Source organism: Planococcus sp. CAU13 (assembly GCF_000775575.1).
In the GTDB taxonomy this organism is placed as follows: Bacteria; Bacillota; Bacilli; order Bacillales_A; family Planococcaceae; genus Planococcus.
The window spans coordinates 1-9,762 of sequence record NZ_JRGN01000281.1 but is presented as its reverse complement, the minus strand read 5'-3'; the positions used below and the strand labels follow the sequence as shown (position 1 = coordinate 9,762).

The window sequence follows — 9,762 nt, the reverse complement described above, 5'->3', positions numbered from 1 at the left end:
TGCTGTTCAGTTTTCAAGGTTCATGTTTGCTGTCGTTCTTGACGACTTCTACTATACTAAAGCATCTCTCTCGTACTGTCAACAGATTTACCAAATAATATTATATTTAAAAAGCATTCAACTGTTTTTCATTTTTCCTTCTATATAAGCAGTGAAAAAGAAAAGCGAAGACCGAGTCACGAAAACCTCTGCCTTCACTTGATTTTTACTTCACGGAGCCTTGCTTCCTTCAACAAAAACAAATATTTACTTTCAGCAATTTTCCGTTTAGCAATTATATACAAATCATAATCGTCAGACATTTCTTCCATTTCCTTGGCAACTTGCAATTCTTGCTTCGTGTCGAAGAACTGGGAAATCAACTGCTCGTCAAATTCTTTTTTTAATCTGCCTTTTCTTGAAAACAGCATTCGTCGATCTCCTCTTTATAACTCGCGCCGGCCTTCAAGCGCTTTCGATAAGGTTACTTCATCCGCATACTCCAGATCTCCGCCTACCGGTAAGCCGTGGGCAATGCGTGTCGTTTTAATTCCTGATGGTTTGACCAGGCGTGAAATATACATGGCTGTCGCTTCGCCTTCAATTGTCGGATTCGTTGCAAGTATCAATTCTTCCACTTGCTCATCCTGTAAACGTTTAAGCAGCGAAGGCACGTTGATGTCTTCAGGACCGATTCCTTCCATTGGAGAGATTGCTCCTTGCAGCACATGGTACAAACCGGTGTAATCACGCATTTTCTCCATGGCGATTACATCTTTCGGATCCTGAACAACGCAGATGGTCGTACGGTCCCGCTTCGGATCCTGACAAATATGACAAGGGTCCACATCCGTAATATGGCCGCACACGGAACAGAAACTTAAGTTACGCTTTGCATCGACTAGCGCTTTCGCAAAATCAAGCACCGTATCTTCTTTCATTCCAAGCACAAAAAATGCCAGACGGGCCGCTGTTTTCGGCCCAATCCCTGGCAATTTCATAAAACTCTCCATTAATTTCGATATTGGTTCCGGATAATGCATAATTATTGCCTCCTAGAACATTCCTGGGATGTTCAAGCCCTTCGTGAATTTCCCCATTGTGGAATTCGCGTGTTCGTCCGCTTTTTTGAATGCTTCGTTTGTTGCTACCACTAACAGATCCTGCAGCATTTCTACATCTTCAGGGTCCACAACAGATGGATCCATGACGATATCCAGTACTTCTTTATGTCCGGAAACAGTGACTTTGACCATACCGCCGCCAGCTGCCCCTTCGAATTTCATTGTGCCAAGTTCTTCCTGAGCCTCAGCCATCTGTTTTTGCATTTTCTGCATCTGTTTCATCATACCTTGCATATTTCCGCCACCGCGCATAATGTATTCCTCCTATTATATGTGTTTGTCAGTCTTCATGAATTTCGACGAAGTCTTTTCCGAAAAGCTGCTCCGCTTCGGCGATGAACGGATCTTCCTCCGCTGCAGCGCCTTCCTGGGAAAACGGATTTTCTTCTTCAGTATCCGCCTGATTTTCTTCAGTGCCTGCTTTCAATCCGCTGGTTTTAATGAAATCTTCACGGATCTTCAGCCAACTCGCATCGGGGACATAAACCGGCGTATACGCTTTTCCTGTATACTGTTCCAGCAACTCACTGAACATCGCTGCAAACGTCTGGTTTTCTGATGCCATCTGGCAATGAATATCATACTTGAATTTTAACACAAATGCATCACTTGATGCCGCTACCGGCTCTGCTTCATTCAATAAAGCCGAATGGGATTTCTGCAGCTGGCCCATTACAGTCGCCCAATTTGTTTTGATTGCCTGAATGTCCGGCTTGGTTGCATTTTTCAGCACTTCCTGAATGCGGCCGGTCGGAATTTTAAAGCCATTCTGCACACGCTGCCGCTTTTTCTGTTCAGCAGGAGCTGATGCTGCAGATGCGCCGTTGCCATTTTTCAATTGCTGCTGCAAATCACGGACCAGCTGTTCGAGCACTGATACTTTCGCTTCGAGTTCCGGTGAAACGGCCGATGACACTGATGCCGCTGCTGGCGTTTCCGCCTGCACCATTTTCAGCAGGGCCGTCTCCATATAAATTTTTGTATGGTTGGAGAAGCGCATTTCCTGCTGTGTTTTTGTCATGATATCGATCCAGCTGTAAAGCGTCGCCGGTTCAAATTGTTTCGCCAATTCTTCAAAACGGGATTCGTGGCTGGCAAGTTCCAGCATATCATGGAGATCCGGCGCTGTCTGAATCAGCAGGAGGTCGCGGAAAAAGGTGATGAAATCTTCCACCAGCCGCACCGGATCTTTGCCGTCACGGACCAATTGTTCCAATAAAGTCAAAGCCTGCCCGATATCTTTTGCAAGCAGCGCTTCTGCAATATTATAGAACATGTCCTGGCTGATTGAACCCGTTACCAGCAGCGCATCTTCAATGGACATTTCGTCTCCGCTGAAGGACACGACCTGATCGAGCAGACTGAGTGCATCCCGCATTCCACCGGCTGCTGCCTGAGCAATGATTTTCAGCACTTGTTCATTGTACGGAATGTTTGCGTCATCGAGAACTTCAATCATGCGCATGACGATGTCCGCTTGCGTATGCGATTTAAAATCAAAGCGCTGGCATCTCGAAATGATCGTCAACGGCAATTTATGCGGCTCGGTAGTCGCGAGAATGAAGACGACATGTTCCGGCGGTTCTTCGAGCGTTTTCAGCAGAGCGTTAAATGCACTGTTGGACAGCATATGAACTTCATCGATAATGTAAATCTTGAAACGTGAATTCGCAGGAGAAAAACGAACCTTTTCGATGATTTCCCGCATTTCTTCCACACGGGAATTGGAGGCCGCATCAAATTCGATGACATCGGTATTGGATCCTTCCATGATGCTCAGACACGATGAACATTCATTGCAGGGCTCAGTGGCCGGCGCCTTCTCACAATTCAGCGCTTTTGCGAAAATCTTCGCTGCACTTGTCTTCCCCGTGCCGCGCGGGCCGGAGAACAGATAAGCGTGAGTCGTCTTATTGTAAAGGAGAGCATTTTGAAGGGTTTGTTTGACATGCACCTGACCGGTCATTTCGGAAAAGGACTGGGGTCTGTATACACGGTAAAAAGCTTGATACGCCAACGATTTTCTCTCCTTTTGAAAAATATGTTTTTCGTCCTTCCATTATACCATAAATCCGTCCTTCTTCTTAAGGTTTTCGGACGGCTTTCATTGCCTGAAAAATAAAATCCAAACAAAAAACCTGCCCGCGTAAAGCGGACAGGTTCAGATTGTAAAGTTAATGCCGTGCACCTTTCTTCGACTGCTGTACATAAGCGTTACCCATGTCGTTGGCTCGATCTAGGCGATCCCGCGGCACATGGAAAGTTCCACTTAATGCTGCTTCCTTCCGGACCTGACATGGTTCATGGGTTCCCATTGCGCAGGACCCAGATGTCAACACTACGTGCATGAGGCAGACCTTACATGCAAACAGCCTAGGAAAGGAATTCAGTCCTGCTAAAGCGGATTGCAGGTTACAGGACACCGCTATCTTCCCACCTAGCACGGCATTTACTAGTATACGAATTATTCCGGAAAAAATCAATCCTTAAGAATCATTGCGCACAATCCCTTTCATTTTTGTTCGGGATTGAAAAACCCGGACGCGCTGTTTGCCAGCTGTCCGGGTTTTAAACAGATAAACTTCATCTTATTGCTCGATTGTCACATCTTTCAACTGATAGATACCGGAAGTATCGATGCTGAAACCTTTCACCGTATCAGCGATGCCGTTTAGATATTCCGTGTGAAGCAGGAATGCCATCGGAGCATCATCTGTCAACAGTTGCGCAACTTCAGCGTAGATTGCTTCGCGGGCAGCCGGATCCGCTTCACGGCGTCCTTCGTCAAGAAGTGCATCGACTTCAGGATTTTCGTAGAATGAACGGTTCCCCGGATTTCCTTTTTGTGAAGAGTGGAACAGAGCATACATACCATAGTCAGCGTCACCAGTCGGGTTCGACCAGCCCAGGATGAACATATCGTGTTCTCCTGCTGCTGTCTGATCCAGATAAGCTCCGAATTCCATTACTTCAATTTCAGCAGTGATGTTCAATTCGGCAAGCGATTCCTGTACAAGGACAGCTATAGCCTGGCGCTGTGGGTTATCGTTTGTCCAAATAGTTGTGGAGAAGCCGTCTGACATGCCTGCTTCTTCCAATAGAGCACGCGCTTCATCCATATTGTATTCAATCGCGTCAATATCTTCTGTGTAACCGAATATTCCTGGTGCCAACGGTCCAATTGCCGGGATGCCGTAGTTTTCATAAACACCGGAAATGATCGCTTCGCGGTCTACAGCAAGTGAGATTGCCTGACGCACCAACGGGTTATTGAAAGGCTCTTTTTCAGTGTTGAAGCCCAGGTAAGCCAAACTTGATGATGCCGTCTGCATGACAGAAGCAACACCGGAATTGTTGATGCGGTCAACTTCGTTCGGCTGTACCGGATCGATGATATGAACGTTTCCTGTTTCAAGATCCGCTGCGCGAACCTGTGAGTCTGGAACTACACGGAAGGCAACCGAATCAACTTTGACCGGTTCTCCCCAGTACTCTTCGTTTTTGACAAGTTTAATTTCAGAACCTGCGTTCCAGGAATCGAATTTGAAGAATCCAGTACCTACCGGCCCTTCTGAGATTACAGAACCTGGATCAGATCCTGATTCCATCGCTGCATAATCCGCTTCAATAGAAGCAGGTGAAATCATGCCGCCGCCGTTATGGGAAAGGTGGGCCAATAAAGGCGCAAATGGATATTCAGTTGTGATTTCAACTTCATAGTCACTTACAACGTCTACACTCGTAATCATTTCATATAAGAAATAACGCGGAGATGCAACCGCTTCGTCACGGACGCGGTCAAGGTTCATTTTTACAACTTCAGCGTTAAATTCTTCGCCGTCATGGAATGTGACGCCTTCCTGCAATGTGAATGACCAGGTATTTTCGTCCACTTGCTCCCATGAAGTTGCAAGGCCTTCAACGATTTCGTTGTTTTCATTGCGGTTTACCAAAGTTTCGTAAATGTTTGCCTGAACAACGGAAGAAGGTACGTCATTCGAACCGTGTGGATCGAGTGAGGATGCATCGGAAAGCACTGCAATAATAAGGTCTCCGCCCGCTGCTGCTTCTCCACCGGTTTCAGCACCGTCTTCAGTGCCGGTTCCTCCGGTTTCCCCACCTTCTGTACCGCCTTCTTCTGCGCCATTGCCTCCACCTCCGGCGCAAGCTGCCAGAATCAGAGCCAATGCCAGTGTGATTAAGATTGCCCAAAGAGACTTGTTGGTTAATTTCACTTTTTCTTTACCCCCTTTAAGTTTTTAAAATTTAGAATATCAATTATTACACGTAATATTCTGACAATAATATAACACAAAGTTAATTAGTGAACAATATGACCCAAATAAATAACTTTTTTCTATAATTAAACTCATATTTTTTACAATGATATAAAAATAATATTTTATCTGTTAATTTAAGAAGAAATCTTCTTAATTACTATATTAGAAAATTAAATCTCTCATTTTTTACAGATATAATTTTATTTTTACTTATTCACATTAATTTATCGGCTATTATTATCAGATATTTTTTAGTAAACTTAAAAAAGTCTAACTAGTTAAATTATTATTGTTTCGGAAAGGAAGGATTTTATGAGCGAAGAAACAGTAAACGTCCCTGTCACAGCGGAAAGGATAAATCCCCGGCTTGAAAGTTACAAGCAATTCTGGCGGCGATTGGCCAAGAACAAAGCCGCTGTTATCGGGGGATGTTTAATCCTTTTCATTATTATTATGGCTTTTGTGGGTCCGTGGATTATTACTACATTTACCGACTACCGGCCGAATCAGACGGATATTACAAATAAACTGGCCGGACCGTCAGCGGCGCACTGGTTCGGAACCGATAATTTTGGCCGTGATATTTTTACACGCGTGATTTTCGGCACTAAATTGACTTTATATGTAGGCTTTTTCTCCGTCTTTATCGGAGGGATCATCGGCGTTATTTTTGGAATCGTGGCCGGCTACTATGGCGGCCGCATCGACACCGTCATCATGCGCTTGATGGATGTGCTTCTTGCGTTTCCTGGTATTTTGCTGGCACTGGCAATTGTGGCAGTGCTCGGAGGCAGTTTGACAAACGTGATCATTGCCGTCGGAATTTTCTCTGTCCCTGCATTTGCGCGGGTAGTACGGGGCTCCACCCTGTCGGTCAGGAAGCTGGAATATATCGATGCCGTGCGCGCACTGGGTGCATCGGATTTCCGGATTATTTTCAAACATATTCTGCCGAATATCATGTCGCCGATCATCGTGCAGGCATCGCTTCGGATTGCTACAGCCATATTGACGGGCGCGGGCCTCGCTTTCCTTGGCCTAGGTGCACAGCCGCCAAGACCGGAATGGGGAGCCATGCTCAATGAAGGCCGCCCCTTCATGTATGAAGCTGGGCACGTTGCTTTATTCCCAGGGTTAATGATTGTTCTCGTCGTTCTTGCCTTTAATATTTTTGGTGACGGCGTACGCGATGCCCTCGATCCAAAAATGAAGAAATAAGGGAGGTGCAATACTTTGACAAAATATATTATCCGACGTCTGCTTCAAACGATTCCTGTTCTTCTCGGGGTGACGATTCTGGTGTTTTCACTCATGCACCTGGTTCCTGGAGATCCCGCACAAATCGTCGCCGGGGAGGGAGCATCTGAGCAAACTGTAAACAATATCCGCGAACGGCTGGGATTAAATGAATCAATTCCGGTTCAATACGGTAAATTTCTGACAAACGCCCTGCAGGGAGACCTTGGTTCTTCGGTCCGTTCGGGCAGGCCCGTAATGGATGAAATCGGCTCCCGCTTCTGGGTCACGGTCGAATTGGCCTTTTACTCCACCATTGTCGCCGTGCTGCTGGGTTTGATTGCTGGAATCGTCTCAGCTGTTCGGCATTATACATTGACTGATACGTCAATCATGGTAGTTGCACTTTTCGGCTTATCCATGCCGAACTTCTGGTTTGGTTTATTATTGATCCAATGGTTCGCCATCGGCAACTGGATGCCGGAATGGCTTGAATTCATTAAAATGCGGCCTTCCGGATGGGGCGATGAATGGCGCCAGGTCATCCTGCCGGTATTGACACTCGGAACAGGCGGGGCAGCAATCATCGCCCGGATGACCCGCTCTTCGATGCTTGAAGTCATCGAGCAGGATTACATCCGCACTGCCCGTGCGAAAGGAGTTTCTGAACGGCTGGTCACTTACCGCCATGCATTGAAAAACGCGCTGATTCCTGTTGTTACAGTTGTCGGACTTGAATTTGGCGGATTCCTCGGCGGCGCTGTCCTGACAGAAACGATTTTTGCCATCAACGGCATGGGGCGTTTGACAATCGATGCAATCCGAACCCGTGATTTCCCTGTGGTCCAGGGAACGGTACTCGTCATTTCCGTTATTTTCGTACTCGTCAATTTACTCGTTGATATTTCATATCGCTTCTTGAACAAACGAATTGATTTAAATTAGAAATGAGGTGGAAAGAAAATGACTACCCTAGAAACAATATTGGAAGTAAAAAATTTAAAAACGACATTTAAAACCGATGCGGGCGACGTAAACGCAGTAGACGGTGTCAGCTTTAAATTGCCGAAAGGGAAAACCATCGGAATTGTTGGCGAATCGGGCTCCGGAAAAAGTATCACTGCCTTGTCCATTCTGCGTTTAATCGGCAGCAACGGGCAAACCAAAGGCGGTGAGATCCTTTATAAAGGACAGGACTTGCTGAAATTATCGGAAGACAAAATGCGGAAACTCCGCGGTAATGAAATATCGATGATTTTCCAGGAACCGATGACATCTTTGAACCCCGTCTATACAGTAGGCCAGCAAATCAGTGAAGCTCTTATGCTGCATCAGAACATGTCCAAAAAAGAAGCTCATTTGCGCTCGATTGAATTGCTTACATTGGTCGGTATCCCTTCCCCCGATAAACGGGTTAAAAACTACCCCTTTGAATTATCGGGCGGTATGCGACAGCGGGTGATGATCGCGATGTCCCTTGCCTGCAACCCCGAAATACTGATTGCCGACGAGCCGACGACCGCACTCGACGTTACGATTCAAGCGCAAATCCTTGAATTGATCAAGGATTTGCAGGATCGTCTAGGCATGTCCGTTATTTTCATCACCCATGACCTCGGAGTGGTAGCTGAAACCTGTGACTACGTGGCCGTGATGTACGCGGGGCAAGTGGTCGAATATTCGGATGTCCGTTCACTGTTCAGAGAACCGAAGCTGCCTTATACAATCGGCCTTTTGAAATCACTGCCCCGCCACGATATCGAGCAGACGAAACTCGAGCCGATCAAAGGCAATGTGCCAAGCCCGTACAATATGCCGGTCGGCTGCCGCTTTTCCCCGCGCTGTCCGGCCGCCACAGATCTGTGCCGCACCAAAATGCCGCTGCTCGAAACAGATGAAAAAGGCAATCAGGTCCGCTGCTGGATCTATTCAGAAGAATGGAATGGAGAATCGGAGGTGGAAATTTATGGCGAAACAAGAATTGCTAAAGGTCGAGGGGCTAAAACAGTACTTCCCGATTAAAGGCGGCTTTCTGGGCCGTACCGTAAACCACGTCAAAGCAGTAGATGACATCAGCTTCACAATTTATGAAGGCGAAACCGTCAGCATCGTCGGTGAATCCGGCTGCGGTAAATCCACAACCGGCCGCGCAATTCTGCGTCTTGAAGAGCCGACAGCTGGAACGGTCGAGTACCGGGGAGTCAATTTGGCCAATATCTCAAAACGGGAAATGCGGGATTACCGGAAAGATCTGCAGATTATTTTCCAGGATCCCTATGCTTCAATCAATCCGCGCCAAACAGTGGCTTCCGTTTTAATGGAAGCGATGGAAATCCAAAAAGTTCTGCCGCCCGATAAACGACGGGCACGAGCGGAAGAATTGCTGGAAACGGTTGGTTTGCTTCCTTATCAGGCAGATCGTTTCCCGCATGAATTTTCAGGCGGCCAGCGACAGCGGATCGGCATTGCGCGTGCACTGTCGGTAAACCCGCAATTGATCATCTGCGATGAAGCCGTTTCGGCACTTGATGTATCGATTCAGGCGCAGGTGCTGAATCTGCTGGAGGAATTGCAGGACGAATTCCAGTTGACTTATTTGTTCATTTCCCATGACCTGGGCGTTGTCCGCCATATTTCGGACCGCATTATCGTTATGTACCTGGGAAAAATCATGGAAATCGCCGATAAGAAGAGTCTTTTTGAAAATCCGAAGCATCCTTATACAAAAGCCCTGCTGTCCGCAATTCCGGTTCCGGACCCTGACAAGAAGAAAACGCGCATCGTATTGAAAGGGGACGTCCCTTCCCCCATTGATCCGCCATCAGGATGCCGTTTTCATACGCGGTGTCCGTTCGCCACCGAAAAATGCATTACGGATGTTCCCGAGCTTCGCACGACCGAATCGATGGTCGACAAGCACGAAGCCGCCTGCCACTATATCGAAGAAATTGCGGCTGGAACAAAAGCAGCAAATTACTGAGCGAAAGCCCCTGGAACATAAAAAATCCAGGGGCTTTTTGCTGTTTGAAATTTTATATTCCATTTCGTAAAAAAATCATTCAAAACTGTTGACAGTAAAGATTGATCCGTGTTAAATTAATTCTTGTCTGATACGGAGGAATACCCAAGTTTGGCTGAAGGGA

General features: G+C 46.7%; 9 protein-coding genes and 1 other RNA gene. 4 read left to right on the top strand and 6 right to left on the bottom strand.

Features of this window, described 5'->3' with window-relative positions:
- Positions 1-194: 194 nt before the first annotated feature.
- From KW93_RS13235 to KW93_RS13215, 6 genes are all read right to left on the bottom strand, one after another.
- Complete coding sequence (locus KW93_RS13235; RefSeq protein ID WP_033543508.1) at positions 195-410, bottom strand: YaaL family protein; 216 nt, start codon at positions 408-410, stop codon at positions 195-197.
- 15 nt (positions 411-425) lie between these two features.
- Positions 426-1,022 (bottom strand): recombination mediator RecR, encoded by a 597-nt coding sequence (recR, locus tag KW93_RS13230; RefSeq protein ID WP_033543507.1) that lies wholly within the window; start codon positions 1,020-1,022, stop codon positions 426-428.
- 12 nt (positions 1,023-1,034) lie between these two features.
- The gene (locus tag KW93_RS13225) at positions 1,035-1,355 is read right to left on the bottom strand and encodes a YbaB/EbfC family nucleoid-associated protein (protein WP_033543506.1); all 321 of its coding nucleotides are present in this window, start codon (positions 1,353-1,355) and stop codon (positions 1,035-1,037) included.
- A gap of 28 nt (positions 1,356-1,383) precedes the next feature.
- On the bottom strand, positions 1,384-3,120 hold the full coding sequence (dnaX, locus tag KW93_RS13220; RefSeq protein ID WP_033543505.1) for a DNA polymerase III subunit gamma/tau: 1,737 nt from the start codon (positions 3,118-3,120) through the stop codon (positions 1,384-1,386).
- 163 nt (positions 3,121-3,283) lie between these two features.
- Positions 3,284-3,549, bottom strand: an RNA gene (gene ffs, locus KW93_RS17180) — signal recognition particle sRNA large type.
- 142 nt (positions 3,550-3,691) lie between these two features.
- A complete protein-coding gene (locus tag KW93_RS13215; protein ID WP_033543504.1) occupies positions 3,692-5,338 on the bottom strand; it encodes a glutathione ABC transporter substrate-binding protein in 1,647 nt (548 codons plus the stop codon).
- A gap of 357 nt (positions 5,339-5,695) precedes the next feature.
- Between KW93_RS13215 and KW93_RS13210 the strand changes: the two genes are divergently transcribed.
- From KW93_RS13210 to KW93_RS13195, 4 genes are read left to right on the top strand one after another with little or no spacing between them, the layout of a single operon-like run.
- A complete protein-coding gene (locus KW93_RS13210; protein WP_033543503.1) occupies positions 5,696-6,601 on the top strand; it encodes an ABC transporter permease in 906 nt (301 codons plus the stop codon).
- Between the two features lie 15 nt (positions 6,602-6,616).
- Positions 6,617-7,564, top strand: coding sequence for an ABC transporter permease (locus tag KW93_RS13205; protein ID WP_033543502.1), 948 nt, complete (start codon positions 6,617-6,619; stop codon positions 7,562-7,564).
- An 18-nt stretch (positions 7,565-7,582) separates the two neighbouring features.
- Positions 7,583-8,641 (top strand): ABC transporter ATP-binding protein, encoded by a 1,059-nt coding sequence (locus tag KW93_RS13200; protein ID WP_033543501.1) that lies wholly within the window; start codon positions 7,583-7,585, stop codon positions 8,639-8,641.
- Positions 8,586-9,599, top strand: coding sequence for an ABC transporter ATP-binding protein (locus KW93_RS13195; protein WP_033543500.1), 1,014 nt, complete (start codon positions 8,586-8,588; stop codon positions 9,597-9,599). Before KW93_RS13200 ends, KW93_RS13195 begins: the two co-directional genes overlap by 56 nt.
- Positions 9,600-9,762 lie beyond the last annotated feature (163 nt).

Excerpts from the sequence above, each read along its gene's own strand:
- KW93_RS13200 (WP_033543501.1), top strand. The coding sequence starts at position 7,583 with ATGACTACCCTAGAAACAATATTGGAAGTAAAAAATTTAAAAACGACA.
- KW93_RS13210 (WP_033543503.1), top strand. The coding sequence starts at position 5,696 with ATGAGCGAAGAAACAGTAAACGTCCCTGTCACAGCGGAAAGGATAAAT.
- KW93_RS13235 (WP_033543508.1), bottom strand. The coding sequence starts at position 410 with ATGCTGTTTTCAAGAAAAGGCAGATTAAAAAAAGAATTTGACGAGCAG.
- KW93_RS13195 (WP_033543500.1), top strand. The coding sequence starts at position 8,586 with ATGGCGAAACAAGAATTGCTAAAGGTCGAGGGGCTAAAACAGTACTTC.
- KW93_RS13225 (WP_033543506.1), bottom strand. The coding sequence starts at position 1,355 with ATGCGCGGTGGCGGAAATATGCAAGGTATGATGAAACAGATGCAGAAA.
- recR (WP_033543507.1), bottom strand. The coding sequence starts at position 1,022 with ATGCATTATCCGGAACCAATATCGAAATTAATGGAGAGTTTTATGAAA.